The sequence below is a fragment of the Halobacteriovorax sp. RT-1-1 genome, assembly GCF_047085455.1.
In the GTDB taxonomy this organism is placed as follows: Bacteria; Bdellovibrionota; Bacteriovoracia; order Bacteriovoracales; family Bacteriovoracaceae; genus Halobacteriovorax_A.
Genome location: NZ_JBKIXZ010000001.1, coordinates 38,254 through 64,810 on the forward strand (window position 1 = coordinate 38,254; position 26,557 = coordinate 64,810).

The following is a 26,557-nucleotide window of genomic DNA, read 5'->3' on the forward strand; positions in this document are numbered from 1 at the left end:
TTCAATGCATGATGTATGCCAACAAAAGGACTTGTGTTTTCAACAACTTAAACACTAGTAAATGTTTAAGATGTATACGATTTTTCGTTGCTGTCTAGATTTTTAACACTTACCTTACAACCTTTAGTATCTTACCCGAATCAGTCGTTAAATAGAGCTCTCCGGCCGGTGAAATAGCTATCTGGCGCATCCTTTCTTCAAGCTCCTCAAGATAGCTTTCTTGTGCAATAACCTTATTACCATCCATTTTAAGCCTTCTGAGATGCTCACTTCCCAAGGCCGCTAAAAAGATATCTCCTTGCCAGTCCTTATATTTATTTCCTTCATATACAACCATACCAGATGGCGAGATACTTGGTGTCCAGTGCACAAGGGGCTGCTCCATTCCCTTCTTCTTCTCTTCACCAATGCTTGGGCCCCAATATTCTTTTCCATATGTGATTACTGGCCATCCATAATTAAGCCCAGGTTTTACTAGATTGAGTTCATCGCCACCACGCGGCCCAAACTCACAGCTAAAGACATCTCCTTTCTGGTTCATCCCAATGCCCTGTGGATTGCGATGTCCATAACTCCAAATTTCTTTTAGGGCACCACTTTTATTCTCAAATGGGTTTCCTTTTGCAGCACTACCATCAAAATTTAAACGAAGAATTTTACCATTATGATAAGAGAGATCTTGAGCATATTTTCTTTCTCCTCGATCTCCTACAGTCATAAATAAAAAGTTACCTTTAAATAATAAACGTGAACCGAAGTGGCGAGTCGTATCACTTATAATCTTGGTTTCTAAAAGAACTTCAGACTTTTTCAGTTGAGCCTTAGAGTATTGCGCACGAGCTAAAGTTGTAACAACGACCCCTTTAACTTCAGAAGAATATGTGAAATATGCATAGGACTTATCACCTATTTTTTTATAGACAATATCTAGCATTCCACCTTGGCCACGGGCCTTCACACTAGGAGCAAGTAAGTCTTTTGTTTGTTTAGTTTCAAAGTTATGATACTTGATCTTTCCACCTCTTTCAGTGAAAAGAATTTCATTTTCATTGATAAAGGTAAGTCCCCAAATAATGTCATTTGTTTTAAAGACTTCTTTTGCAGCTACTTTAGCTAGAGTAGTAATTGATAAAAAACAGCTTAAGATTAAAATAATTGTTTTGAGACTTTTCATAGAAAAAGTCTAGCATGTTAGAAAGATTACGGAAGTAAAAACATATTAAAGTCAAATTGATTACTAGACTGATCAACTTCGATTATATCTCCTCCACCTATGGATTCTTCATGGCGACTTATACGGGAAGAGAACTTCAATCTTTTAACTTTTTCGTTAGCAACTCTATAGTCTGTGGATGAATGCATTTCGTCATATTCAACAACATCTCCAGTCCTAAGGTCTAGAATAAGATTTAGTGATTCATTATTTTCATTTCGTATAATGAGCTCTGGGTATAAACTATGTTTTGATAATTCAGAAATAATATTTTCTTCTAAACGATAAGGAGGCTGTCCTCCATATAAACGAATAGAATTAACATCACCCAAGATCTTCACAAAATCTGAAATCGCGCCATTCAACTTAGTCCCACTATCAAGATGGGCCAATATCGATTTTCCATCTGCATTACTCATAACGACAGCAACACAAGTTGTAACTCCATATGTCTGTACAAATGAATGCCTCTGCGAAGATGTATAGATATATTCTCTTTGAAAAACCTCAGGGATATCAGCACGATCTAAAATAGTTAGTGCTAAAGAAGAATTAGCAAATATAAGTGAGCTTAATAAAAGAATATAAAAATGGGCCATTTTCATGACCCTATTATACTAATAATTAATATAAGTTTTTGAGTATTGAAAAGCTTTCAATGACCGTAAATTATTAAGACAGTAGATTCATAATTTTACGGACAAATGAAACCTTCTTTTCATAAGGAGGGTAACGTAGATCATTTTCTAAACAAAAGCTTCTCTTCATAACGGCTTTTTCATGAGAGAAAAGCTTAAATGAGAACTCACCGTGATATGCCCCCATTCCTGACTCACCTACGCCACCAAATGGCAGCTTTTCATTTGATAAGTGTACAATCGTATCATTAATGACCATTCCACCACTGCTAATGCTTTCAATAACCTTTTTCTTATCGCTATTAGAATCAAGAAAAGCATAACAAGCAAGCGGCTTATCATAGCTTTTAACAAACTCAATTGACTCATCTAAACTTTCAGAGTTGATAATAGGCATAATAGGGCCAAATATTTCATCCTTCATAATTGCACTATCTTTGTTGGCCCTTACATAAGTTGGAGAAATATATAATTGTCCCTTATCAACATCTCCACCAATAACAATGTCGTCTTGATTGATCAGAGATGAGAGTCTATCAAAATGCCTCTCATTAATAATTCTACCATAGTCACCACTTTGTTTAATTTCATCACTATAGAATTTTCTTAAATATTTTTGGGTCGCTTTGAGAAAAGCTTCTTCATCTGATTTTTTTATAAGAATATAATCTGGAGCAACGCAAGTTTGACCGGCATTAAAAAATTTCCCCCATACAATTCTCTTAGCAGCTAAATCGATATTCTTCGTTCCAACTATCGCTGGTGATTTACCACCTAATTCGAGAGTTAAGGGTGTTAGAAACTTGGCCGCTGCCGCCATCACAATTCGACCGACATGACCATTTCCAGTATAGAAGATATAATCAAATTTTAAACTCAATAGCTCTGTGGTCTCCGCGACACCACCTTCAATAACTGCAGCTACCTCACTATCTAAAGCGTTAGTTATAATTGTATTAATTATTTTAGAAGTGGCCGGCGCTAACTCTGAAGGTTTAACAATAACTTTATTGCCTGCCGCAATTGCTCCAATTAGAGGAACCATGGCCAATTGAAATGGGTAATTCCAAGGAGCAATGACTAAAACTTGTCCATACGGTTCACTATGTATAGCACTTCGAGCAGGCATGAAAGGAAGCGGAGAGAAAACCTTCTTAGGCTTCATCCACTTTTTCAACTTTTTCTTTATGAGCTTAATTTCATGTAAACAAAAATCAATTTCAGAAAGATAAGACTCAAATGCACTCTTGCTTAAGTCAGCTTTTAGTGCAGCTAAAATATCCCTCTCACGGGCCTTTATTTCAGCTTCTAAAGCTTCAAGGGCACTGATACGGTCATAGTAGTTTAAATTTTCACGCCCTTTCTGAGCACAATATGCAGTCGTTATATTATTGTCCATAAATGTATTATAGCTGTATTTGAGGAGTTCAGGCAAAAAAAAGCCTGACTACGTGGCCAGGCTTTTTAAGGAGTTGAATATAATTGTTTGAGTTAAATTTTATTGTCCAATCGATTGAGTTGATGAACTTGATGATGTTGGTGCTGCTGCTGGAGCTTCCGCTTCTACACTTGCTACACTATCAGAGCTTGCATACATATCATCACAGCTAGTTCCTGACTCATCTAATGCAAATACGTTTGTTACACTTAATAGAAATAAAAATACTAATGCTAACTTTTTCATAATTTCCCCCATTATGGTTTTGTTTCTTTGCTATTTATAAAGCAAGGAAAATGCCAACTTTTCGGATGTCTTTTTAAGTAGTTAGAGCAATAGAGGGTGTAATATTTTGTACAGTGTTTAGATTTTTAACAAAAAAGGCCCGTTTCATAACGGGCCCTTTAGTATAAGATAATAAATTTAAAATAATCTTATTGTTGATCAGATGTAGTTCCACCTGGTGTTGCCGGCACTTCAGATGAAGATGGTATAGCAGTTGTAGGTGATGTATCTCTGTTATCTAAGTTAACTTTTGGACACTCACCATCTTTTTCACCAGTAGCCGCACTTTCTGCAGCAAAAATACTAAATGATCCAAGAACCAATAAAAGCGTTAGTAGTTTCTTCATATATCCCTCCAATTACATATTTAGGTTTACACCAGCAGGCTTAACAATTGCTAAGAGTGATTGGAAGGCCTGAGTAACTTGTAAGGCCATCTTATGTCCTGCTTTCGATTCTACTTTTAGAATCTCACCGTAGTTATCGTATTTAACGTTGATCTTTCCTACTTTATTCATAGTAATCTCAACTGGCTTACCTTGAGCATTGTATTGAAACTCAAGAGCTCTTTTCTGCTTAGTCTTTTTATTTAAGTCCATCATTTTTGAAATACGACCTTTAGAATCGTAAAGTAAAACAACAGACATACCTTTAGAGTTATTAGCTTTCTTAAGGTTACCCTTCTTATCATAGTCAAACTCTGTCCAACCACGTGGGTTAACTACTTTAGTAATCTTCTTAAATTGCTTGTGATACTCAAGCTCTACAAAGTCACCTCTTGAAGAAGCCTTTTTAACAAGTAGTCCATCTTTATTATATTCAAAATTAGTTACGTGATTTCCTCTCTTAATCTGCTTTGGAAGAGAACAACACTCTGTATAAATCGTCTCTGTTTTAAGCCCATTAATTACAGTAAGGATTCTGTAAGTATAGTGAGATCCGTCTGGTTTCTTCTTGATCTCGTACTCATAACGATTTACAACTTCTTTCTTAGTTGGTGATTTCTTTGCTACTAAAGTCCAGTAGTGGAAATCAGGGTTTTTAGGATTACTCTCATATGAGTACTTAATTACTTCACCACTTCTCTTTGTAAGTTCTTTTACAAATTGAGTTTTCTTTTCATAAGCAATCTTTTGAGTTGATCCATCTTTATAAGTAATAAGAGTCATATTATGATTAGCATCGTAATCATACTTGAAATGATTCCCTGAAATATCTTTTGCATCTACTAAGTTATAATTTGTGTCATAAGTATAAGTCGTCTTTTTACCAGCACCAGATTCTACTGATTTCACAAGACCATTTGGATACCACTTAAAAAAGATTTGCTTGGCCATTGAGTCCTTGATTGACTTTAGTGAACCTTCTTTCGTGTAATCAAGATTAACAACATATCCGTTCTTATCTTTTACTTGAATAAGCTTACCTTCTTTATCAAAGTGGTTCTCTTTTCCATCATTATACTTTCTAATATAACCTTTGGCTGTCTTTACGACTTTTTGCAGCCCGCGAACATTTGAGTATAGTTCAGTTCCCACTGCAAGGTTTGAAGATACATTGAACTTCTTAGCATATGCTTGTCTAAGTTCAGCATCATTTGTAAGCTTCGTAACAAGAGTCTTTGCAACTGTCGTCGAAAGAGAAGTTTTCTTTCTCATCACATCAACGATTTTCTCTGCCGCTGCTTTAGGATCTACAGCCTGTCTTGGAGTGAAACGAGTCTTAGCACCTGAACCATTCTCGTGAACTGTTACAGAACCATCTGCTGAAACAACTAAGAAAGTTTCATAATCAGAACCCCAACCATAACCAAACCACCCCTTTCCAGGAGATTTAGAGTTGTACGTTCTTTCAACAACTAGGTCATTCCCACCACCAGGTACGATAATATCCGTGTACGTAATGTAGAAATTTCCGTTTTTCAGATTTACACCAGCAATCGATGCCAGTGAAAACAAACATAGTACTAATAGTTTTAAACTGATCCTCATGACTTGTATCCTTATTTAGTTAAAGAATCTTCATTCTCTCCATAGGCATATCGGAGGCCTTTAACTAAAACTTAAACATATAATAACTTTATTCTTTAATTTTCACTATTTTAAGAATGAAGAAGGTTCCAACACCGTCTAAAACACAGGCGACTACAAATAAGACAATCCCAATGGCCGAAGAAAACATCTTTGGTAGCAGAGTTGGATCATTTGCAGAGAAAATAGCTAGAATTACAAAGGGCATGGCCGCAATTGTGAAGCCCTGAAACTTTCCCTGGGCCGTGGCGGTATCGATTTTTTGCTTCAATCTAATGCGTTCACGAATAACAGTGACAATAGTGTCAAAAACTTCAGCAAGATTACCACCGGTTTCGCGTAAAATATTAACACTTGAAACGAACATATCATTGTCTTGAGTAGGAATTCTTTCTGCCAAGTTTTCGAAGCACTCCTCTAAAGTTACCCCAACTCTGTTCTGCTGCAGGATAATATTAAACTCTTCAGAGATAGGAGGAGGCATCTCATCAACAACCATACCAAGAGCTTGAGGTACTGATAGACCTGCTCTAAGACCATTTGAAAGCAGAGTTAGACCATCTACCATCTGGTTTTGATAAGCTAAAATACGACGATTAACGAGGTAATCAACAACAGGTTTAGGCGCCTTAAATCCTACAAAACCAACGATTAGGCCAAGAAACGCTCCACCACCCCAACTTCCAAATAAACCAAAAGTAATAAGAGTTAGAGTTCCAAGTCCAAATGACAATGCTAGGAGTGCATACGTAACATGATCTGGCTTGACGTCGATAAAAAGTAATTCAAACTTTTCTAAAATATATGTTCGAGTACCAAATGTTTGTTTTTCAATTAAATCAAAAATACCAACTGAATAGCGATAACAAAATAGAAAGAAGATTAAACCAATAAGTCCAATTAATCCACTTCGTCCTATTTGTTCAATAAAAAAACTCATTTATACCTCTATATCCTAAGCCTTCTTCTTCACAGGTGGTGCACCATTGCCTGGTCTTGGTCTAGCTTGAGGCTGACCCGGTCGTGGCCTTTGTTGTCCCTGCTGTGGAGGTCTCTTATTTGGAGGTGGTGGTGCTTTCTTATCAGCGTTAGCAGGTGTGGCCCCACCACTAGCACCAGGAGCATTCGAAAATAAACCACGAGGAATATTGTAACCTTGTCTTTCAAGGGTTTCGATAAACTTTGGAATAAAACCAGTCGCCTGATGGGAGCCAATAATTTTCCCATTCTTATCGATATCTTTTTGTTGAAAGAGGAAAATATCTTGAAGAGTAACAACCTCTCCCTGAATACCACCAATTTCAGTAATATGTGTAATCTTACGAGAACCATCATCCAGACGTGAAGCTTGAATGATCAAATGAACTGCGTTGGCAATCATTTCACGAATTGCTTTTGGAGTAAGACCAGCTCCTGCATACTGTACAAGGGTTTCAATACGTCCAATACACTCTCTTGGATTGTTTGAGTGAACTGTCGTTAGAGAACCATCGTGCCCTGTCCCCATAGCTTGGAGCATATCCAGTGTTTCACCACCACGACACTCACCAACAACAATACGCTCAGGACGCATTCTTAGACATTGCTTTACTAGACAACGAATATCAATTTCTCCATCGCCTTCAAGTGAAGGAGGGCGTGTTTCTAAACGAACAACGTGCTCTTGAGGAAAACTAAGTTCAGCAGAGTCTTCACAAGTAATAATACGTTCATTTGCCTGAATAAAACTTCCCAAAATATTTACCAGTGTTGTTTTCCCGGAACCAGTACCACCAGAAACAATTATATTCTTATGTCCTTCAACAGCGATACGTAAGAAGTCCGCCATATTCTGAGTGAAAGAACCGAATTGAACAAGGTGTTTATAAGTAAGTCTCTCTTCAGGGAATTTACGAATTGTAATACAGCATCCGTCAATTGCAGAAGGAGGAATAATTGCATGAACCCTAGAACCATCATGCAAGCGGGCATCAACGTATGGAGTCTTTTCATCAATACGACGACCAATTGGAGCAACAATTCTTTCAATAACGTTAAGAACCTGTCTATCGTTTGAAAAAGTTACTTTTGAAAGCTTAACCTTTCCATCTTCTTCATAGTAAATCTTATTAGGTCCAACAACCATAATTTCAGAGATTGACGAATCAGCAAGCAAGTCCTCTAGAGGGCCTAGTCCTAAGGCTTCATCTAGAATTTCTTTAACAATGCTATTCATATCATCGCGATTGTTTAAAATGCCTTTTGTATCTTCTTTACCAAGTAAATCAATAACGACTTTCTTAGTCTTTTCTTTAAGAATAATTTTCGCTTTCGGATCGTTATCATCATCTTTAGATAGATCCATTTCTTCAACAAGACCTTTATGAATTCTAAGTTTTAGATCTCGCCATCCATTTGCAGCAGCTCCAGTTGGACGCTCTTGTTTTGTACCAACATCATTAGGTTTATTAAGCTTAGCCAATTGACTAAGAATTCCCTTTCCATTGATTGTACGAACTAACTCTGTGACACCTTTAGCAAAAGCACTATTTTTAGCCGCCAGCATAACTGGTTTCTTCTGATTAATGGCCATTGCACAAGTTTGTTCATCTTTTTGAATTTGAGCTAAAACAGGGCGACCAACAGATTTCCCGGCCACATCAGCAGTTACAGGATGACCTTTTTGCGCCTGATTAAAAACAAAATGAATCATTTCTTTAGGAAACATCATTGTTATTAATTCTGAAACAAGGCGCTTAGTCTGATTTAGAGCAAGAAGGTCTGGAGTTATCACAACTAAAATCATCGTTGAATGCTCTAAAGCCTTTGCAGTGAGATCAGTGATTTCCGTTCCAACGTCAATAACAGTGAGTGGATACATGCTTTTTACGGCTTTAAGTACCTTACCAGCTCCATCAACACTCATCCCTTCAGTTGCTACAGGATCATTTGGTAAACCAATATAATGAACACCACTTGGGTGCATATTTACGAATGGCTGAAAAGTTCGTGGATCAATATTTCCATTAAAATTAAAAAGATCTTTTAAGTTCTTATTTGTTTTAATTCCAGTTAACAAATTCAAGTCACCACTAGCTCTTTGATCGAAATCAAGAAGTAATGTCTTAGATCGCTTTTCACCACTGAAAGCAAAAGCTAGGTTTGTAGCAACTTGGGATTTCCCTACGCCGCCTTTACCACCAATGACTGTAATAATATGACCTTCGGCCACTATGGCCCCCTCTTTCTAAATTTTCTTTTAATATCTTCAGTACCAGTTGAGGCACTCTCAATAATCTCAGGAGTGATAAAAACAACAAATTGCTCTTTAGATTTTGAAACATCTTTTGAGCGTACAAATGAGAACAAAGAAAAAACTTGTCCTTCTTCACTTCCATCACTACCAGTTGTTGAAACACCATCAGGTGGGTCTTTGTCATATTCGGTAGCAGTTTTATTAATTGAAATACCACCAACAACCGCTGATTCACGAGACTTAACAATAATTTTCGTATCGAGATTATTAGTTTGTTTATCTGTTCCTTGAGAAGAAGAAACACCAAGAATAATATCAAGATTAATTTTTTCTTCTTGTAGAATCTTAGGTGTTACATCTAAGTTAAATCCCGCTTCGATAACTTTTGCTTGTTGGAACTCCCCAGTACCAACCGCAACGTTCCTCTCAGAACCCTTAGATAACTTTGCCTTTTCACCATCTTTAGTGATCACCATCCCAGATTGAACAATTCGAGCATAACCAGCTGCTTTAGCAGAACTCAGTTTAGGAAATAGTTGTGAGATTGTTCCACCAAAACTACCAGCAGATGAAGTCGTTACTGTTCCACCATTTTCAGTACGTCCAAAAACGATCTGTCCACCTGTTGTTCCAACGCTTGGATTCCATTTAAATCCAAAGACACGATTATAATCTTTTGAAAGCTCAACAAATTGAGCAGTTATTTTAATAAGTTTTGCGGCTTGAGGTGGCTGAGGCTTTCTATTGATGGCCAGAAAGTTTCTAATAATCTCACCCTTATCAAGTTGCTGAACAGAATCTGTTCTTCTAGCTAAACTTTGAATTCTATCAGGTAAGTATGTCGCCGCGATTTTAACAGCAAGGTTACTTTCTTCTTCTGAGTTTACAATTCCTTCTAATAAATATGAATTATTAAAGAATCTAACTGTTACATCTTTTAAGTTATTTCTTCTTAGACCTTCTTGCATTTCTCGAGAAATAATTAAATAAGTCTGTGGTGAAACTTCAACAAGGTTCTTAACATCTGGGTAATCTTCTAAAACTTTTACAATTCGCCCAATATCTCCAGGAACAATAATCTTTCCTTCAACAAAGACCTTACCACCCTTCAAGTTTATTTCTAAACCTTCAATTGGTCCCAATTGTTCTTTAATTTCTGCAATAAGCTTTGACTTCTCTGTTGCAGTAACAGTTACAAGATAACGCTTTTTAATAGCACCTAAGCGATCTCGAACAGTAACAGAAGTAATACCAGGTGCTTCACCTTTTAAAACAAGCTCACTTGTTCCCGCCGCAGTATTAACTGGTTGTACTTTAAGAATTCTTTGATTTGCAATTTGTACACTTCGAGATGTTATTGTGAAATCAATTGGTAAAACTTTATCAATACCAAGAACTACCTCTACTTTTTCTTCAGATACCCCAATACCAGAAGAGGCCTGCTGAGCGCTGGCCGTTAATGCAAATATAAATAGAGTTAAGTACGTTAATATTCTCATTAATTCTTTTTCTTATATTTTTCGTTAAAGAAGGCCCTTGCCTCATTCTTATCAGTATCCGAAAGAATATCGTAGAGTCGAGTTCCTTCGATCATTGCCTTCTCACCATCATTAATATTTCTTAAAGTCAGAATTGGTTTATTTGGTTGGAATACATAAAGATGCGCAATCTTCTGAGCTTGAAATGGACTAAGCTCTAACGTTACTGTTGTATAATTAGAGTAAGTGTTAAGTTTCATTTTTCTTACAACTTCCTCTGTTTTAACACCAATTAGAGGAATATTATTTGAAACACTCATCCCTGTTGAAAGAACACGAACATCTTGAAGGATTGTAACGATTTTTTCTTGATCTTTTCTCGCTCCACCTGTGTAATCAATCGGTGCTAGAACATCGACACGATCACCAGGACGAATAAGCTTTCCTACTGAACTTCTTTCATCAACTTGGAAAGCAATTGCACGCATCCCCACTGTAACTTCTCTTGAAAGACCTGTACTCTCTCCAGGATATGTTACACGTGGTTTTGTAATTTGCTCGCCTTTTAGAATTGGAACTGTCGCAATTGTATTTTCAATTTCTTTTACTGTTTTAAAACTTCCAGGAGCTAAAAATTTCTGTGGAACTGTAATAATTGAAACCTTCGTTTCATCCAGTAGATCGAACTCGCGAATATCTTCTTTAGCAACAAGAACAGAACTCATTGTTCCATACTTTTTAATCAAAGCAGATTGTTGATCTTCGATATAAGTGTGGACCATAAACATGGCAACACCTGCAATAATAAGGGCCAGCGTAAAAGCTCTAGTATTCATAAAACATCCTGTTTTACTTCGTTAAGTAATCACTTAATATTTTAACAAAAAACAAGCATTTAGTTACAATGAGGCATTTTTGGCTACTTATAGCTACAAGAAGTGACCGGTGAAAGGATAGTGGCATCATTGGCCCTAAATAAAACATCACCTGGTTTAGTGAAGGTCTCACCACAGACTCCAAACAAAGTGAACACCTTAATACAATTTGTATCCTCTGGATCACCTGCTTCTTCGCAATTTTCATCTTCAGCTGCGGCCCAAGGAAGAGTTGGAATTTTAAAGCTTGATGAAATCGGTGTACTATTAGATTGTAGTGTTTTATTCCAACCAATCATAAAGCCTCCAACCTCAGTGAACGTCCCACTTAAGCTTCTGATATCATTTCCACCAATTCCATCAGAGTTTCCTTTAAGAATATAAAATGTATATGTTCGAGTTGCTTTATTCTGATTAATCGATGCATTGATTGAGTTGCCTACTGTAATGAGCATCACAACCATATAAAGAAGAATTGGAATAAAAATCATCGCCTCAAATAAGGCCTGTCCTTCTTCATTGTTAAATATTGTTCTTTTCTGATCTGCACTCAAGTTAACATCCGTTATCATAGATCGTTGAGTTCGTACTTGAACAATTCCCATTTCCTAGATCAGTGGCAACCTCAGAAAAAGCTCGACAAACTTGAGCAAGACACTCTCTTATCGTAGGCTCTTTTCCTAGAAACGATTCAATTCGAAAGTCTAAGTCAATATCACCTGTTAATACCTTCATGACAGAGAATTTTGTTTTATAATCTAGATACGTTCCACTTAAGAACCACTGGTTTGTTGTTTTTGAATTAAATTTTATCTGACAATCAGTGCCGCAATTAACAACATTATATGAGTTGAAAACTTCCGTTGCATTTTGACGTGCAAGAGAGTCATTTTGAATTTTATTATCTGCAACGAGATACGCTCGTGATGCCATAAAATTTGCATATTGAAGAAGATAAGTATTTGTATAATTAATTGCAATCTTTGCAAAAACAAAAAAGAAAGCGATCACAAAAGTAAAAGTTGATAGGAACTCAATTGTCGATTGCCCATTTTGATTTCTTATCTTCTTATAATTGCTCATCATAAATTCCTACAGGAGAGAAGAAGTGAGACCTTCCTTCATCATTATTATAATAGAGGGGATGAACTGGATTTCCATAAGTTTTTCCATATGAATCGACACTACCTTTATCACCATAGCGAGCTGAGTATTCCATAGAGCGGGCCAATGTACCAAACATGCCCTCTCCAATCATGCCTTGGAAACCTTCACTTTTGAAGACTAGCATTGCAAAAGATGTCACAACAACAAAAAGTAAAATATACTCTACTGTCGATTGTCCCCTTTCATTTAAAAGAATATATGCTTTTTTATTTTCCATCCTAGAAATATCCATGAAATAAGTATAACAGGGGCAAACGCAAATTTCTTCCCAAAAATCTTTTTAATCTGAACGATATTACCTTCTTTAAAAGCCTGAATAATAAACTCAAGATTTTTAAGAATATTCGTAATAAAAACTGAAAGCCCGACAATCACTGTTACAACAGAAAGGGAGATCAAAGCTTGATCTTGATGAGCGACTGGAATTAAAAGAAATAAACTAGCTAAATATTTCGAATCACCACCGCCCATAATTTTTAAAATAAAAAGTAAAAAACCTGCGAGAAATATCCCTAGAGGATAAAGAAGTGTTTCAATTCCAATAATGTAGTTATTCGGGAAGAACAATACGAGAACTAAAAATAAAAAGATGTTTCCAATTGACCATACGTTTGCAATCTTTCGAGATTGAATATCGATATAAGAAACATAGAGTAATTGAATAAAGATAAAAACATAGACACTAACGGGCACTCTAACCTACCTATCTTGGTTTACATATGGTGAATGCCAACAGCCATTAGGACACGAGCCTGTTGCAAGCTCCTGCGATAAATGGAATGCAAAACTTTTAAAAAAGCCTGTAGTATAAGCCCCTATTCCCCTTGCCATTGCAATGGAAATACCAGCAAAGAATGCTAAGATAAAAATATACTCTATTAAAGCCTGACCGCTTTGAGACTGACGTGACATACTTAATATTCTACATTAAGTATGCAAAAGGTTTTGGTGAGAAAGTTTTTCCTCCGCTCTCTAGAGTAGAGTGCTTGATAGTCGCATCAAACTAAAGAGCGGAAGAATTAGTTTCCTTGTAGTTCGCGAAGTAGGTTATCCGTGTTCCCGAAAACACCATCAGTAAGAGTTGTAATACCCTCTGATGCCTTTTCCTTAAACTTCATAACAAGCATCGCTGCAACAGCAACAAGTAGGATATACTCTGTTGATGTTTGACCTTCTTCGTCTTTTAGAAACGCTAGCAAGGTTTTCATTTCATACTCCTTTCAATCGCCCCCATTCAGCGGGGTTGAAACTTAAATAACTACTTGAAAGTTTCGGCAATAACTGAGTAAAGCTTTAACTTTTCTTAATAATATTTTAACACTTCGCGCATTTGGTTCAAAAAAAAGGTGTATTTGTTCATAAGTATCTGTAAATACTACCGTCAAGTGCTTTTAATTATGCCTATTATTGTTGCCGTTTACGTTTTTCGGGTATAATTTATGAGTGAGCTAGATGGGCACCAAATAAAGTTGTTTCGCCCTACAAAGCTTAGAAAGGAAGTGGTCACTGGTCACGGTGAGCAGGCCCATGAATCAGTGGGAAGCCTAAAGTGATTATCACTACATCCCCCTGTCGTACGACGGGCGGAAACTTTCATCGCTCATCTAGCTCATTCACACTGCCCTTTCCATTGCGCAATCCAAAAAATTCTTTTCAAATCATCAATATCTAGTAGAATTTAAGTTATGGATATTACAAAATTTGAAAGAAACACGGAAGTATCAACAAAATGGATCGAAAATCTTGCTCTCGAAGAGATCAATATGGACGAGAGTGGTGTTGTAAGTTTTAACGACCACTTAAATCCAGCATTCCAACTTGAAGAATCTTCAATTAACTTCATGAATAAGCTCAGAGATCTTTTTGAGATTTATGTCCATAAATTCAATGAATACCGCGGTGATAATAATACGATCAAAATTTTTAAGATTGCTAATACAATCAATGACTTTATGATCTATCGCAATTCACTTCGTCTTATTTTTGCAAGAAAATCAGATGATCTTATTTCAATTGGCTTCTTAGCGAATGGGAAAGACATCTTTAGTGCTAGAACTAATGAATCTCAAGTTCATGGCGGTGGACATCTTCACGAGATCCGCGCACACATCGGGCCATTTAATCAAATCACATGGCGTTTTGAAAATGAAGTTGTTGATTGTGATGCACTTGTAAGACACTACTTAAGCGAATTTATCAAGCTTTCTGCGCGCTAAGAAGATTTAGATATAGTTAATTGTATCCTTAGACTCATGTGCTTCCTTAGCATCAAGGCCTACCCGTAACTTTTGAGCTGAATATTCTAAAGACTCTTCTACAGTTGGTAGACGCAAATGCAGATAGCCCTCAGCATTAGTGATATTCATATTAAAATTTAGAACACCTGAACTATTATCTCCAACCTTTGCTGAACTCATAATTGGATATGGCCATTTGGCCGATGCAATCAACTTTTGTGGTTCTTGAAATTTTTGACAATACAGTTTTCCAAAAGAATAAGTCGACATAAAATCATTTGAACTAATTTGTAACAAACGATTCTTAAGACCTCTTTCGATGCAAATTTTGATAACCATTCCAAGGTAGTCAATATCGAGAAAGCCCGTTTTAATATAGTCATCAAGTTCAATCTCTTCTCGCGCATGAAGCTTTGCTTGAATTTTCTCAAAGAGATTACGACGAACGTGTACACCGCCTCTTCCATATAATCGACAAACTCTAAAAACTAAGTAATTTAGAGAGGATTTTTGAATATAAAATTCCGCAGCCGCCTGAGTCTTGCCATAAGTAGTAGTTGGATCAGGAATATCTAACTCAAAATTTTCAGATGATTCACCTGAGAAAACGAAACTTGAAGATAAATAAATAATTTGTGATTTATATCGCTGACAAACATCTGCCACAGTAAAGAGTCCACTTGTATTTAAAGCATCCGCCCTTCTCTCACTTAGTGCACAATCCACAATTGAAGATAAACCTACCGCATATATTGTAATGTCTGGTTTAAATGTATACATGATTAACTGAACTTCTTGCTTACTGTGAACATCACATGGAACAGTTGTTATGCCATCAATAGAAACAGGGTTCTTATGATAAGTACCAATGATTTTGTAGTCTTTCTTTAAAAAGCTTGCAAGTGATGAGCCCACAAATGAAGAAATACCAAAGATTAGAATTGTCTTGGTTCTTTGTTCAGTCATGATTCTATTATATAGGTAAGATTTGTTTTTTGAGAAAAAAAAGAGGAGGCAACTATGTCCTATTCAGGACCATAGTCGCCTATATGATTAGTTTATCCGATTAGTTTTAACGCCACATTTGGCACTTGGTTTGCCTGTCCAAGAACAGAGGCTCCCGCCTGAATTAAGATATTGTTTTTAGTCATGTCGGCAGTTTCTTTTGCCACATCAACATCTCTAATTCGCGATTTTGCCGCACTCAAGTTCTCATCACTGATCCCCAAGTTATTGACTGTTGATGTAAGTCGATTCTGTAACGCACCCATACTGGCACGATAACCGTTGACTGCGACCAACGCATCGTCAAGTTTTTGAAGAACTGCTTGAGAGCCTTCTTTAGTGGACACACTATCTGAGGCAAGTCCAAGTGCTGTGATTGTAGCATCTGATCCTGCTGCATCGTAAGTAAGTCGATCAAGCATTGGATCATTGTGAATCCCAACTTGAAACTCGAGCTTGCCACCTGTTCCATCGAGTAGCTGTGTTCCGTTAAAGTTAGAAGATTTTGCGATTCTATCAATCTCTTCTTTAAGCTGTTGGAACTCGATGTCTGAAAATGCTCTTTCAGTATCCCCAATCGTGTCAGAGGCAGTCTGTACTGCAAGCTCTCTAAGACGAATGATGATATTTGAAACTTCATTTAATCCACCTTCTGCTACCTGGACAAGTGAGATTGCATCGTTTGCGTTTCTCTTTGCTTGCCTCATACCTCTGATCTGAGCTTTTAAGTTTTCACTAATTGCCAGTCCAGCGGCGTCATCTCCAGCCTTTGTAATACGTTCACCTGAAGATAGTTTTCTTAAGTTGTCCCCAACTCTTTTATTTGTAAGTGACATTGCTCTTTGTGCTGCGATTGATGCCACGTTTGTATTAATTCTGATTCCCATGATTAGTCTCCTTTAATCATCATATAAACCTCCTGTTTGATAATTGAGCATCCAGCTCAATAAATTCGTTAATAATTAAATAATGCTTCTACGGATAAACCAATCATTCCTCTATATATATTTGCCAAGCAATCAAAGGTTGCAGTCTCTAATTGCCGTACATAACTTATCCAGTAGTATGCATATTATTGACTCCGTGTTCTTTACTCTAAAATTTTCTAAACAATGCTAGTGCCATCCGGCGCTGTCAGGGATTATTACCCTTGAGCAGCAGCCTGGATTAAGCTTAGTGCACTGTTTGTACTAGTGTTCGCCTGAGCAAGAACCGAAGTACCGGCAGTCATTAAAATGTTTTGTTTTGTTAAGTTTGCAGTTTCTGCTGCTACGTCAGTGTCTCTTACACGAGAGTTTGCCGCACTTAAGTTTTCAATCGACGTTGCAATATTATTTACCGTTGACTGAAGTCTGTTTTGAAGGGCACCAAAGTCCGCTCTAATACCAGATACAGAGATAATCGCCTGATCAATTGATGATAGAGAGTTCTGTGCAGAAATCTTATCAGCAACTGATGCTAAGTTAAGACCAAGAGCTGCTACGTTTACGTCAGCTGATGATGCATCAAACGTTAAACGATCTGATATAGGGTCATTACGCGTACCGATTTGGATATCAAATACTGCACCTGTACCGTTTAGTAGTGGTACTCTGTTGAATTCTGTTGAGTTAGCGATACGATCAACTTCAGAAGTTAATTGTTCGAATTCTACGTTTAGGAACTTTCTTTCAGTTGCTCCAATAGTATCCGAAGCTGCTTGTACTGATAGTTCTCTAAGTCTAATTAGGATATTTGAAACTTCCCCTAAAGCACCTTCAGCGATTTGAACTAGTGAAATACCGTCTTCTGCGTTTCTTTCAGCTTGTCCAAGACCTCTAATTTGAGCCTTTAGGTTTTCAGAGATTGCTAGACCTGCGGCATCGTCACCCGCTCTGTTAATTCTCTGACCTGATGATAATTTTTCTAGAGATTGTTGCATACCAAGACGTGTTCCACGTAGGTTTCTCTGTGCGTTTAGAGATGCAACGTTCGTGTTAATTCGTAGTCCCATTCGATCCTCCTTGACTGGGTACCGACAAGATTCCTTCCTGTCAGTCAGCTGAATCCATACAGCTGTACAATTGTTACACCACCTTATCGCTCCAATTTCTTAACTCTTTAGAAAAAAATTGTATATTTCTTATACGAAACTTTTTGCCTAGTTAAGAATTAACCTCAGTGTTTATGGGGCTTTTGAATTCTGGATAATTTTATTCAAGATTTTATTTGCAATTAAATGTAAAATAAATCGACATGATATTTACAACTCTAGAACAATATTCTCATTTAAAAAATGCTCTCAATAAAGAAATTGAAAAGGCTTTTCATTATAAAGATGAAAACAGCTTTAATACTGACTTTTATCAACTAATGAAGGAGAGCAATCATCACAATTGTCATCTGCTTCTTGATGATAATGAAAATATCGTCGCGCATATTGGTGTTAGACCAGTAACACTACATTATAAAGGGCATGAGTTAAAAACATTATTACTGGGTGGAATTGTTACTAAGGAAGAGTTCCAAGGACAAGGACATTTTAAAGAACTCTATAATCACATAAAGAGCATCTATAAAGATAACTACTCTCTCGTCATTCTTTGGAGTGATAATATGAGTGTCTATAAGAAGCTTGGCTACACTCAGTTTGGATTAACTGCTGTAATTGGAGATACTCCAGTAACAGAAGAGAAAATACGACAGAGGGGTTACTGGCCAATTAATATTCAAGAAATTGATAAAGAAAATTTAGAAAAAAAATATAATAAATCTTATAAAGACACCATCTCAATTCAGAGATCTCTAAAAGAATGGAACGATATTAAACAAATATCTTCAATGAAGACTTTTACAAACGATAATGGTGATTATCTATTCTTTGAAAAAGGACAAGACTTAAAAGGAATTATTCACGAGTGTTCTTTTTCAAATAATAGGCAAGAACTTGAGAAATTTAAAGGACTTCAACTATTAAACCCTACTCCACTTGATGAAGAGTCTTTTTTTATTCATCTAGCCTGGGGTAAAATTATTAATACTTGTGAATTTTCTAATTTTTTAAAGGCCATCACTAAAAATGCCGTGTCTATTTCAGACTTTAAGCCAGATTTAGATAAGGTAACACTTACTATCAACGAAGAATCTTTTTTATTTAAAAAAGAGGAACTTTTACCACTACTTTTTGGACCAGAACAAGCCATCGAGCTAAAAGAGTTGATTCCTCAAATTTATATTACTGGAGCAGATAGTATTTAATTTCTGTGCTTTAAAGTCCCATAGCCAATTGCTGATATTGAAAGCACCCACAAAATTATAGTAAGAGTTGGGTAATCGAGTAATGCACCCTTATAAAGATCTTGTTCAGAAACAAATGACTTCCCAGCAAAAAAGAAAACACCGCCAAGAACATAAAATGAAAGTAATCTCACGCTACTGGCAAGAGATGCAATTGGTTTCCAAATTCCTTTGTGTCTAATTTTTACTGCATAGTTATTCTTCGCAAATTCTTTGAGAAACCATTTAAGATGTCTTGGAACAATTCGAGACGCACTTAAGACATCCTTAGCAATCCACATTCCATCTTCAATAAAGCTATCAGTAGAGAAACTATCTCTAATAATATCATTGATATCTCCTTCTAAAAGGCTAAAGATATCAAAATCAAGATCTAATGATTGACCTACTCCATCGAGTGTTATTAGAGCTCTAAAGACAACAAACCATTCACTAGGTAAGAAAATATGATGTTCTCTTAGGGTTGTGATGATCGAACTAATAATTAAAGAGAAATTTGTTTGTTGAACTGTTAGTCCAATTTGCGGACCAATTGCATTCTTAATATCAATAATTAATTTATCGACATCCGGTACTGTTTCATAGATGGCAACATCCAAGAACTCATAAACTAAGTTTTCGAAGTTTTGAGTTAGAATTGCATAAATAATAGCAATAAAATTTTGACGAGCATTTTTAGAAAGATTTCCAACTAGTCCAAAATCAATCAGAGCAATCTTTCCATTTGGAAGATAGAAGAAATTCCCACCATGAAGATCTGCATGGAAAAAACCTTCATTTAGAAAACATCGCATAAAAATTTTCACACACTCATCTAACTTTGAATCAAGCTCTTCTATATGCTCACTGATTTTTTCACTATCACTAAATGGAATTCCCTCAATAAGCTCCATGACTAATAAATCATGGCAAGTAAACTCTTTATATATTTTAGGTAAATGAAAAATTTCAGAGTGATCATATTTTGCAATTATTTTCTTAAGTTTTTCACAATTAAGTGCTTCTACATTGAAATTCAATTCACTTTGAAGTGAGAATGAGAAATCCTCTAAAACTTTAGAAAAGCCTAAGAACTTAAAATCATCTGCTGCTTTTTCCGTTTGTGTCGCTAAAAAGATAAGTATTGAAAGGTCTGTTTCAATAATGCGATCAATACCTGGCCTCTTAACTTTTAAAACAACTTTCTCACCTGTTAAAAGCTCTGCTCGGTAAACTAAGCCAATAGAAGCCGTTCCAATCGGTTGATCTTCAACACTTCTAAAAACATCTTCAATTTTTTTTCCAAGTGATGACTCAACATTTTTCTTTATTCCAGAAAAAGGGATTGGTTTAACTTCATCTCTTAGCTTTTTCATATGCTTAATGAAGTCTTCATCAAAAATATCTTCTCTCGTACTTAAAAGTTGTCCAAATTTTACAAATGCAGGACCAAGTTCTTCAAAGCAAAGTCTTAAGCGATAACCCATCACGTCTCCCCATGAATTATCATGGACAGATACTTTTTGAGATTCTTCACTCTTTCTAGGAAAAACAAAATTAGGAATTATATTAATTACGTTTTGAGAAACAAACTCATCTAGGCCATTTTTAGCAAAAACAGTAGCGATTTCCCTTAAACGAGAAATATTTCTAATTGTTTTTGTTATTTTAAAACTAGTCGTTATTAGGCCCACATAATATCCTTTAGAAAATATCTATTATTTTATCACGATAGAATCAAAAGGTGCATAGCCCTATTGCCAGAAAAATGGTAAAAATAAAGAGTGAAAGAATTTATTATAATTACATCGCTTTTATTTTCTCTAGTGACTCATGCAAATGATGAGACTTGCTCGCGCATTGCAGTAATTAATCAACAAGAAATTCTTATTGACCCAAGCTCATCTTTAAAAGGTGAAGGTCTTCGCTACCATCTTGAAAAAGATAAAGTGGCCCTAAGTTATCTAAATGATTATCAATCGCTACAAGAAGATATTTGGCGTCCTGCAATAATGGGTACTGTTGGATCAGGCCTTATCCTATCGGCTTTTCTAACAAACCCAAGTTCAAATACCAGGAGAAGTCTTATTGCTTCTGGTACCGTCGTTTTAATTCTTAATTACTTATTAACGAAAACAATTCAAACAAGTAATGAAGAGTTACTCTATAAGAGTATTGATGAGTACAATAAGAGACAAGAGCCAAAAATTTACTTGAAGTCTGATGACCAAATTAATACGCCCGAAGTTTATATAGAGAAAAGCTGGAGCTTCTAATGTTGGACAATAATGAAATCACTTGCCATGCGTGTCATAAGGCACTAGATCTTGAACCTGGACAAAAAATCTCATTAAAAGAGGAGTGTCCATATTGCTACGCTAGTGTTCATTGTTGTAAAATGTGCAAGTTCTACGACATTACAGCATATAATGAATGCCGTGAATCAAGTGCTGATCGCATTGTAGAAAAAGAAAAAGCTAATTTTTGTGACTACTTCGTCCTTAAGGGAGCTGGAGATGGTGACGATAGCAAGAATGATCTTCTTGCCGCTGCAAACGCATTATTTAAATAAAGGAATTATTAATGGCAAATCCAATAACAAAACAAGGTTACGATATTATTCAAACTGAGCTTGACCACTTGATCAAAGTAGAAAGAGAAGAGCTTAAGGTAACGATTGCAGAAGCAAGAGAACTTGGCGACTTGAAAGAGAATGCTGAGTACCATGCTGCAAAAGAAAAACAAGGTGTTGTAGAAGGTCGAATCTCTCAACTTCAAGGTATCCTTGCACATTGTGAAGTAATTGATCCAAGTACGATTAAATCTGACAAAATTGTTTTTGGTGCAACTGTCACTATTTTAAATATCGAAACAGACGAATCACAAACGATTAAAATTGTTGGTGAGTCTGAATCAGATATGAAAAAAGGCTTAATCTCTTACAATAGCCCACTAGGTAAAGCACTAATTGGTAAAGAAGAAGGCGACGAAGTTGTTGTTCGTGCACCAAAAGGTGATATTGAATATGAGGTGGAGAACATTGAGTTCAAATAAGGATATCCTATCTACTCAAATTTCTGATCTCTACTCAAAGCCTACCAAAACTTTAGAAGCGCTTAATAAAAAAAATATATATACAATCAATGATTTGCTTTGGCTGATGCCAAGGCGAATCGTTAAGTTACCTGAGATTGCAAATTTTCAATATGCAAATATTGGTGACTTTTTTAGAGGACGTGGAACGATTGTTTCCATGCAGGCCAAGCCTAATTTTAAATCAAGAGGAAAAGGACGAGCGGTTCTTTTAAATATTGCTGTTACAGTTAAAGATGATCTTAGTGATAACTATATTACTCTTAAATGGTTTAATGCCTATCAATCGATTCAAAAAAAACTAGAGCAACTAAAGCATCTTGAATTCTTAGGTGTCGTTTCTGTATTTAATGATTCGTTACAAATTGTGAATCCAGAGCTTTTTGAAATTGGTAAATCAGATTCCGAAAGTGGTTTACGTATTACCTACCCTACAATTGAAAGTGTTAAGTCTCATCATATTCAAAAGGTTTTCGATAAATTACCAAATGGATTTTGGGACAAAATTCCAGAAATAATCCCAAGTAATATTCTAGAAGACAAAGGCCTTCTCTCTCGCAGTATGGCCTTTAAATACCTACACGGAAGAGTTCCATCTAATGAATGGAGTCAAGACAAGTTTGATCAAGCAAAACGTCGAATTATTTATGAAGAATTTATCTATGATCAACTAAAGATCAAATTACGAAAAAATAAGAGAACGGAATTATCGAGGAAAAGCCTAAAGATTAGTTTAGATCAGATTCAAAAAGCAAAATCGCTCTACCCCTATCAGTTAACTATTGATCAAGATAAGGCTTTAGATGATATTGTATCTGACTTTTCAGGAACAACGCCAGCGATGCGATTAATTCAAGGAGATGTTGGTTGCGGAAAAACAACAATTGCCGTCGCCTCAGCATACTTAATTCTTAAGACTGGTGGACAAGTAGCACTCATGTGCCCAACAGAAACACTAGCACTACAACACTTTCGTGAAATTGAAGAAATTCTTGGAAATGAATTTAAAGTGGAACTTTTAGTTGGAAGCACGAAAGCCAGTGAAAAGAAAAAGATTAACGAATCACTAGAGAGTGGAGATTGCGATATTGTCATTGGCACACATTCTTTATTTCAAGATAGCGTGAATTTTAAAAATCTTGAATTAGCGATTATTGATGAACAACATAAATTTGGTGTTGAACAGAGAATCAAGCTAATGAAAAAAGGTGAAAATCCTCATTGCTTAATTATGTCCGCTACACCTATTCCACGCTCTCTAAGTTTAACAAAGTATGGCGATCTCGATATCTCGATAATTAAAACAATGCCAGGAGGTAGAAAGGGGCAGAAAACAAGGATTGTTACAAATGCCAACTTAAATAACTATTTGAGTTTTGTAAAAACAAGACTTGAAATGAAAGAGCAAGCTTATATCGTTGTTCCGGCCATTGAAGAATCAGAAAATGATGATATCAGAAACCTTGAACATACATACGAGCTATATAAACAATACTTTCCTGAATTTAGAATTGCTTACTTACACGGAAGAATGTCTCCAGATGAAAAACAAGCAGCTATAACAGACTTCAAAGAACATAAAACTGATATTCTAATTGCGACCTCTGTTATTGAAGTAGGTATCAATATTATCAACTCCACTATAATGGCGATTCTAAGCCCTGAAAGATTTGGACTAAGTAGCCTCCATCAAATGAGAGGACGTGTTGGAAGAGGAAATAAACCAGGCTTCTGCTTTCTTGTTACTGATAGAGAAATAACTCCTGACAGTATGCAACGACTACAAGTAATCGAAAAATATACTGATGGCTTTAAGATTGCGGAAGAAGATTTAAAAATACGTGGAGAGGGAGACTTATTTGGTCAAGAGCAATCCGGAGTTGTGACGCAAAAAAGATTGGCCAATATTGTACTCAACCAAGATATCCTCTATGAAGCGATTGAAGATATCAAAAAATACCCTAATGACTTTGATTCCATCATAAACTTTATGAACCATGATGAAAAAGTTTTCACTACGATTTAACTTAGCAAAAAACTCAGATCGAGTATAAAATAAAGCTATGATTCATCTTAAAGTATTAAAAACTAACGATCTACTATCTCTTGGAGAATATCAATTTCAACTACCAAGAGTTTATATTGGAAGCTCGGTTCACAATAATCTAATTATTGAAGACAAAACATTATCAAAAGAGCTTGGTGTTTTAAAGTCCATCGGCCATCACTTAGTTTTTGAAACAAGCTCAGCTTACAAAGTAAACTCTAAGTCAGTTGAAGGAATTATAAGATTAGAAAAAAATGATATTCTTGAATGCCAAGGTATACAGATACAAATAATAGAATTTCAAAAGAGTGATGAAAATGACTTTCAGGACTACTATAAATATCTTGAGCGTATTAAAGAAGAAGATCCTGCAAAATACGACTTTATTCAATCACTAGAAGAACATTACGTAACTTTAACTGGAAAATATGACAATGACCTCTTGGAGAAATAAAGCGAAGTATCACCAAGTTGATGAGACAACTAAGATTCAATATTGGACAAATATTGAAAACTTAGATGAAGAACATAATCAAGTTATTGTTTTTAACTATGGCCTTGTTTGTAATGTAAGACACTTTGTTTACCAAATTGATCACTTCGAAAAGCTTGGCTATAAAATACTTCTTCATGACTACAGAGGACATTACAAGTCAGAGACGACACAGGGAATTGAATCAATTACCTTCAAAAATATTATTAATGATATTAACTCATTAGTTCGTGCATTAAATATTAAAACAAGTATCCATATTGGCCACTCAATGGGAGTGAATGTAACACTCGACTATGCTCATAAATATCCTGAAGAAGTACAAAAAATTGTATTAATTTCTGGAACAATCTTTCCTCCTCAAGATGTCATGTTTGATTCTAATATAATTGATATGACTGAGCCTTATATCAAAGAACTTAAAGATAGATGGAAGTCACAATTTCAATTTATTTGGAAAAATGTTTATCGCAACCCTCTTGCAAGTGCATTAGTCTGGAATGGCGGATTTAATATAAAGAAAACAAATATTGAATTTGTTGAATACTATATGAAGAAACTTGGTGAACTTTCACCTGATATCTTCTTCCAACTCCTTGATCAAATGAGAGATCAAAAGATCATTAAAGAACTTGAAGAAATTAAAATTCCTACGCTAATTATTGGTGGGGATAAAGATAAGGTGATTCCAAATTATCTACAACAAATCTTACATGATAGCCTTAAAAACTCCGAACTATATATCATCAAGAATGGAAGCCATGTTCCACAAGTAGATTTTCCTGAATTCATCAATGAACGAATCGATCTATTCTTGGACTAAACCTTTGTGAATTAGAAGTTTTTTGAAAACACGATTCATTGCATAGATTCGTTGTGCTTTCTTATATTCACTGTGAGACGCCTCGCCTTCAGAATTAATTCTATAAGAAGTTTCATCAACAACTTGAACTTCAAAAGGATAGAAAAATCTAATATCTCTAGCAAGAGAAGAGAAGTCTAAACCTAGTAATTCCTTTGCAACTGCCGAATCTTCCTCTTTGGCTAACTTTCTTAACTTAAAGAACTCTGCCAAAAAAGGATTCTTATATTTTATAAGTTGGCGACAAGTGAATTGAACAGAACGATACTTTGTAGAAGAATGGAGATTATTCTCATTCTTTAAATTATCAAAGCTACATTCATCAATCTCTCTATTGACTGCTGACACAAATCTTTCTTCAGAAAGATTGTTTCTTAAGGCCATCTTCACTAAGCTTGAGTACTTAGTTCTAAAATGACTAATATCAAAGATTGTATTTAGAGATCTTGATGGCTTAATATTGTGAGGAGTAATAATATAATTACGAATCAAAAATTGAATCACTTTTAAAATATCTAATTTATTCTTCGTAACTAATCGTACTCCTACTCTATCAAATAATTCTTCCGCTACGTTTTCGGCCTTGTGGAGTAGCTTAATAATTACACTATCACGCGACTTCTTAGACTTTGTTTCAAAGTCCACTAAAGGAATTGAAATCTCTCCAGACTTTAAGAAAAGATTATTTTCTTGGTCGCGGTGAAGGTAGCGATAAAATTTATCAAATATTTGAGTTTGAATTTGATTAAAGTAGTTAGAACGTAGGTCTTTGTCCGCGTGCAGAATTGTGTGCATTACTTTTAAAACAATTTCTGCCCACAATTGTTCTTCTACAGTGTGATCCGAATTACCAGTTGCCATTAAAAACAGGCCACTTATATCAGTAACAGTATAAAGAGAATTAGGTATCTCTAAATCAAGACCATCCGGTGTTCCATCTTTTAAAAAGTAACGTTTAATAAATTGGACGGCCTCTTGAAAATTACCAAATAACTCCGCCCTTGAGACTGGATCTTCAGTATCAAGTCCGTAGCCTTTTAAGAATTTATTTACTTCTGTAATGTCATCTAATTTAGCTACAAAGAAGTTTGAGTCGAGTGCTGATTTACCACCAACAACAACATCAATTACATCCCAGTCAAAAATATAATTTTTTAAATAATCAGGTCGATTCATAAAGTTACTTTGTTCTATCGTTGAGTAATG

The 26,557-nt window shown here is 35.7% G+C and carries 28 protein-coding genes and 1 other RNA gene; 9 read left to right on the plus strand and 20 right to left on the minus strand.

Features of this window, described 5'->3' with window-relative positions; all coding sequences use genetic code 11:
* Positions 1-109: 109 nt before the first annotated feature.
* From ACMAWV_RS00200 to ACMAWV_RS00270, 15 genes are all read right to left on the minus strand, one after another.
* A complete protein-coding gene (locus tag ACMAWV_RS00200) occupies positions 110-1,174 on the minus strand; it encodes a PQQ-dependent sugar dehydrogenase (RefSeq protein WP_412470420.1) in 1,065 nt (354 codons plus the stop codon).
* Between the two features lie 26 nt (positions 1,175-1,200).
* The gene (locus ACMAWV_RS00205; RefSeq protein ID WP_146037870.1) at positions 1,201-1,818 is read right to left on the minus strand and encodes a hypothetical protein; all 618 of its coding nucleotides are present in this window, start codon (positions 1,816-1,818) and stop codon (positions 1,201-1,203) included.
* A 67-nt stretch (positions 1,819-1,885) separates the two neighbouring features.
* Entirely contained in the window at positions 1,886-3,250 is a 1,365-nt protein-coding gene (locus tag ACMAWV_RS00210) for an aldehyde dehydrogenase family protein (protein WP_412470421.1), read from the minus strand.
* Positions 3,251-3,349: 99 nt separating this feature from the next.
* Complete coding sequence (locus tag ACMAWV_RS00215; RefSeq protein WP_103218419.1) at positions 3,350-3,535, minus strand: hypothetical protein; 186 nt, start codon at positions 3,533-3,535, stop codon at positions 3,350-3,352.
* A gap of 188 nt (positions 3,536-3,723) precedes the next feature.
* Positions 3,724-3,921: a hypothetical protein gene (locus tag ACMAWV_RS00220; RefSeq protein WP_103218420.1), complete on the minus strand. Its 198-nt coding sequence runs from the start codon at positions 3,919-3,921 to the stop codon at positions 3,724-3,726.
* 12 nt (positions 3,922-3,933) lie between these two features.
* Positions 3,934-5,565, minus strand: a complete 1,632-nt coding sequence (locus tag ACMAWV_RS00225) for an RHS repeat domain-containing protein (protein ID WP_103218421.1) — start codon at positions 5,563-5,565, stop codon at positions 3,934-3,936.
* A gap of 88 nt (positions 5,566-5,653) precedes the next feature.
* Positions 5,654-6,544 (minus strand): type II secretion system F family protein, encoded by an 891-nt coding sequence (locus ACMAWV_RS00230; RefSeq protein ID WP_103218422.1) that lies wholly within the window; start codon positions 6,542-6,544, stop codon positions 5,654-5,656.
* A gap of 15 nt (positions 6,545-6,559) precedes the next feature.
* Complete coding sequence (locus ACMAWV_RS00235; RefSeq protein WP_103218423.1) at positions 6,560-8,815, minus strand: ATPase, T2SS/T4P/T4SS family; 2,256 nt, start codon at positions 8,813-8,815, stop codon at positions 6,560-6,562.
* A complete protein-coding gene (locus tag ACMAWV_RS00240; RefSeq protein WP_103218424.1) occupies positions 8,815-10,338 on the minus strand; it encodes a pilus assembly protein N-terminal domain-containing protein in 1,524 nt (507 codons plus the stop codon). Before ACMAWV_RS00240 ends, ACMAWV_RS00235 begins: the two co-directional genes overlap by 1 nt.
* Positions 10,338-11,153, minus strand: coding sequence for a Flp pilus assembly protein CpaB (gene cpaB, locus ACMAWV_RS00245; RefSeq protein WP_103218425.1), 816 nt, complete (start codon positions 11,151-11,153; stop codon positions 10,338-10,340). The genes ACMAWV_RS00240 and cpaB overlap by 1 nt, the downstream gene beginning before the upstream one ends.
* A gap of 83 nt (positions 11,154-11,236) precedes the next feature.
* The gene (locus tag ACMAWV_RS00250) at positions 11,237-11,746 is read right to left on the minus strand and encodes a hypothetical protein (RefSeq protein ID WP_146037871.1); all 510 of its coding nucleotides are present in this window, start codon (positions 11,744-11,746) and stop codon (positions 11,237-11,239) included.
* Between the two features lies 1 nt (position 11,747).
* Positions 11,748-12,275: a hypothetical protein gene (locus tag ACMAWV_RS00255; RefSeq protein ID WP_103218427.1), complete on the minus strand. Its 528-nt coding sequence runs from the start codon at positions 12,273-12,275 to the stop codon at positions 11,748-11,750.
* Entirely contained in the window at positions 12,262-12,576 is a 315-nt protein-coding gene (locus ACMAWV_RS00260) for a hypothetical protein (protein WP_103218428.1), read from the minus strand. Before ACMAWV_RS00260 ends, ACMAWV_RS00255 begins: the two co-directional genes overlap by 14 nt.
* Complete coding sequence (locus tag ACMAWV_RS00265) at positions 12,546-13,052, minus strand: prepilin peptidase (protein ID WP_103218429.1); 507 nt, start codon at positions 13,050-13,052, stop codon at positions 12,546-12,548. Before ACMAWV_RS00265 ends, ACMAWV_RS00260 begins: the two co-directional genes overlap by 31 nt.
* 326 nt (positions 13,053-13,378) lie before the next feature.
* Entirely contained in the window at positions 13,379-13,567 is a 189-nt protein-coding gene (locus ACMAWV_RS00270; RefSeq protein ID WP_021267549.1) for a Flp family type IVb pilin, read from the minus strand.
* 234 nt (positions 13,568-13,801) lie between these two features.
* On the opposite strand from ACMAWV_RS00270, the gene ssrS reads away from it, so the two are divergent.
* Positions 13,802-13,974: non-coding RNA, 6S RNA (gene ssrS / locus ACMAWV_RS00275), on the plus strand.
* Between the two features lie 70 nt (positions 13,975-14,044).
* Complete coding sequence (locus ACMAWV_RS00280) at positions 14,045-14,575, plus strand: hypothetical protein (protein ID WP_103218430.1); 531 nt, start codon at positions 14,045-14,047, stop codon at positions 14,573-14,575.
* 6 nt (positions 14,576-14,581) lie between these two features.
* On the opposite strand, the gene ACMAWV_RS00285 is transcribed toward ACMAWV_RS00280, so the two are convergent.
* The 3 genes from ACMAWV_RS00285 to ACMAWV_RS00295 form a co-directional block, all read right to left on the minus strand.
* Positions 14,582-15,562 carry an SDR family oxidoreductase gene (locus ACMAWV_RS00285; protein WP_103218431.1) on the minus strand — a complete coding sequence of 327 codons (981 nt, stop codon included), beginning with the start codon at positions 15,560-15,562 and terminating at the stop codon, positions 14,582-14,584.
* A gap of 92 nt (positions 15,563-15,654) precedes the next feature.
* Positions 15,655-16,488: a flagellin gene (locus ACMAWV_RS00290; protein WP_103218432.1), complete on the minus strand. Its 834-nt coding sequence runs from the start codon at positions 16,486-16,488 to the stop codon at positions 15,655-15,657.
* A gap of 257 nt (positions 16,489-16,745) precedes the next feature.
* Entirely contained in the window at positions 16,746-17,594 is an 849-nt protein-coding gene (locus tag ACMAWV_RS00295; RefSeq protein ID WP_021267425.1) for a flagellin, read from the minus strand.
* A 242-nt stretch (positions 17,595-17,836) separates the two neighbouring features.
* Between ACMAWV_RS00295 and ACMAWV_RS00300 the strand changes: the two genes are divergently transcribed.
* Positions 17,837-18,838 (plus strand): GNAT family N-acetyltransferase, encoded by a 1,002-nt coding sequence (locus ACMAWV_RS00300; RefSeq protein WP_412470422.1) that lies wholly within the window; start codon positions 17,837-17,839, stop codon positions 18,836-18,838.
* Here the strand turns inward: ACMAWV_RS00300 and ACMAWV_RS00305 are convergent.
* The gene (locus ACMAWV_RS00305) at positions 18,835-20,550 is read right to left on the minus strand and encodes an ABC1 kinase family protein (protein ID WP_103218434.1); all 1,716 of its coding nucleotides are present in this window, start codon (positions 20,548-20,550) and stop codon (positions 18,835-18,837) included. The genes ACMAWV_RS00300 and ACMAWV_RS00305 overlap by 4 nt on opposite strands.
* A 90-nt stretch (positions 20,551-20,640) precedes the next feature.
* Here ACMAWV_RS00305 and ACMAWV_RS00310 point away from each other — a divergent pair, with 90 nt between their 5' ends.
* From ACMAWV_RS00310 to ACMAWV_RS00335, 6 genes are read left to right on the plus strand one after another with little or no spacing between them, the layout of a single operon-like run.
* Positions 20,641-21,132: a hypothetical protein gene (locus ACMAWV_RS00310; RefSeq protein WP_103218435.1), complete on the plus strand. Its 492-nt coding sequence runs from the start codon at positions 20,641-20,643 to the stop codon at positions 21,130-21,132.
* Positions 21,132-21,428, plus strand: a complete 297-nt coding sequence (locus tag ACMAWV_RS00315) for a hypothetical protein (protein ID WP_412463565.1) — start codon at positions 21,132-21,134, stop codon at positions 21,426-21,428. Before ACMAWV_RS00310 ends, ACMAWV_RS00315 begins: the two co-directional genes overlap by 1 nt.
* Before the next feature lie 11 nt (positions 21,429-21,439).
* Positions 21,440-21,910, plus strand: a complete 471-nt coding sequence (gene greA / locus ACMAWV_RS00320; RefSeq protein ID WP_392993748.1) for a transcription elongation factor GreA — start codon at positions 21,440-21,442, stop codon at positions 21,908-21,910.
* Positions 21,897-23,975, plus strand: coding sequence for an ATP-dependent DNA helicase RecG (locus ACMAWV_RS00325; protein ID WP_412470423.1), 2,079 nt, complete (start codon positions 21,897-21,899; stop codon positions 23,973-23,975). The genes greA and ACMAWV_RS00325 overlap by 14 nt, the downstream gene beginning before the upstream one ends.
* 37 nt (positions 23,976-24,012) lie before the next feature.
* The gene (locus ACMAWV_RS00330) at positions 24,013-24,450 is read left to right on the plus strand and encodes a hypothetical protein (RefSeq protein ID WP_392993753.1); all 438 of its coding nucleotides are present in this window, start codon (positions 24,013-24,015) and stop codon (positions 24,448-24,450) included.
* The gene (locus ACMAWV_RS00335) at positions 24,431-25,312 is read left to right on the plus strand and encodes an alpha/beta fold hydrolase (protein WP_158246904.1); all 882 of its coding nucleotides are present in this window, start codon (positions 24,431-24,433) and stop codon (positions 25,310-25,312) included. The genes ACMAWV_RS00330 and ACMAWV_RS00335 overlap by 20 nt, the downstream gene beginning before the upstream one ends.
* On the opposite strand, the gene ACMAWV_RS00340 is transcribed toward ACMAWV_RS00335, so the two are convergent.
* Positions 25,298-26,527 (minus strand): TIGR04552 family protein, encoded by a 1,230-nt coding sequence (locus ACMAWV_RS00340; RefSeq protein ID WP_103218441.1) that lies wholly within the window; start codon positions 26,525-26,527, stop codon positions 25,298-25,300. The two genes, ACMAWV_RS00335 and ACMAWV_RS00340, sit on opposite strands and share 15 nt — an antisense overlap.
* Positions 26,528-26,557: the final 30 nt, after the last annotated feature.